At 44.0% G+C, this 414-nt stretch carries 1 protein-coding gene; it reads left to right on the top strand.

The window, feature by feature from the left end; translation table 11 throughout:
- Window positions 1-414 (top strand): sugar phosphate nucleotidyltransferase (locus tag A3735_RS09695; protein WP_255375161.1); only part of this gene is annotated, 414 nt, incomplete at both ends.

Here is a 414-nt window from a genome sequence, read left to right as displayed (position 1 = left end):
TAGCTACGAACTAGAAAATGAAATTAAAGGTTCAGGAAAAGAGGCTCAGCTCGATTCCATTCGGAATTTAATGGAAAATAACACCTTTTCATTTACACCACAGCATCAAATGAAAGGTCTTGGCCACGCAATCTATAGCGGTCGAGGTTTGGTTGGCGATGATGCTTTTGCAGTTGTTTTGGCAGATGACTTTTGTACGGCAGATGAAAACGGCGACGGCGTGCTTAAGCAAATGGCAGAGTTATATAATCAGTTCCGCTGCAGTATCGTAGCGATCCAGGAAGTTCCTGCTGACCAAACGCATAAATATGGTGTTATTGCAGGCGAATGCATGAAGGATGGCCTATACCGTATCACTGAAATGGTTGAAAAGCCGGCTCCGGAAGATGCTCCTTCAAATCTAGCAATTATCGG

It is taken from the genome of Oleiphilus sp. HI0061 (assembly GCF_001635675.1).
This window is presented reverse-complemented; position numbering and strand designations above follow the sequence as displayed.